This window comes from Billgrantia kenyensis, from assembly GCF_013697085.1.
GTDB classification, from domain to species: domain Bacteria; phylum Pseudomonadota; class Gammaproteobacteria; order Pseudomonadales; family Halomonadaceae; genus Halomonas; species Halomonas kenyensis.
The window spans coordinates 1-767 of the sequence record NZ_JACEFT010000090.1 but is presented as its reverse complement, the minus strand read 5'-3'; the positions used below and the strand labels follow the sequence as shown (position 1 = coordinate 767).

Genomic DNA, 767 nt, shown 5'->3' with positions numbered 1-767 from the left:
ACCGCCGGCAGGCCGGTGACCAGCACCGGGAAGAAGGCCATCAGCACACAGGCCAGGGCGATCAGCGCGACGAAGGGAATCACCGCCTTGTAGAGATCGAGGATCTCGATCCCCTTGGGCGCCACCCCCTTCAAGTAGAACAGCGCATAGCCGAACGGTGGGGTGAGGAAGGAGGTCTGCAGCACCACCGCCACCATCACCACGAACCACAGCACGTCGATGCCCAACTGCTGGACGATCGGCAGCATGATCGGGAAGCTCAGCAGCACGATGCCGGTCCAGTCGAGGAACATGCCCAGCAGGAACACCAGGAACAGCATCAGGATCAGCGCGCCCACGGTGCCGCCGGGCATCGCCAGCACCAGGTCGCTGATCACCGTCATGCCGCCGCCGCGGGAGAACACCCCGGTGAAGGCGGTGGCGCCGACCAGCACCAGCATCACCATGGTGGTGGTCTTGCCGGCCTCGATCAGGGTGTTGAAGCAGGTCTTGAGCTTGCGGTCACCGAAGATCATGAACAGCAGGAAGGCGATGCCCACGCCGATGGCCGAGGCCTCGGTGGCGGTGGCCACCCCGGTGAACAGGGCGCCCAGCACGCCCAGGATCAGCGCCATCGGTGGCAGCACGTACTTGGCCAGCATGACCAGCAGCTGGCCGGTGGAGGTCTCGGCGCGCTCCTCGGCGGGGACCGGCGGGCCGTAGGCGGGCTTGATGTAGCAGATCACCAGCACGTAGAGGCCATACATGGCCCCCAGCATCAGCCCCGG

At 66.1% G+C, this 767-nt stretch carries 1 protein-coding gene; it reads right to left on the bottom strand.

The annotated features are described in order from the left end of the window. A partial coding sequence (locus H1D44_RS20725) for a TRAP transporter large permease subunit (RefSeq protein WP_181517158.1) occupies positions 1 to 767 on the bottom strand: 767 nt, incomplete at both ends.